Consider the following 213-nt stretch of genomic DNA (forward strand, 5'->3'; position numbering starts at 1 on the left):
CTTCTTCTGCGGTGCAGGCGGCGAGGAACGTCCCATCCTCTATGCCGACTCCGAGGGAGGTGCGGCTCTGGTTGCCGTCGGGCTGCCCGAGCTGGTGCTTTTGCTGCTGGTGGTTCCGTGGTGGCGCGACTGCCAGGCGTTCACGGACGAGGAGAGTCGCGAACTTGCGGCTGAGTATCTGGAGGACATGCCGGACCTCGTGGCCCGGAGAGA

1 pseudogene is annotated in these 213 nt (G+C 65.7%); it reads left to right on the forward strand.

The annotated features are described in order from the left end of the window. Window positions 1-213: pseudogene (locus AC0VY3_RS37910) on the forward strand (hypothetical protein); the annotation flags it as partial.

The organism is Streptomyces sp. iso_384, assembly GCF_056172905.1.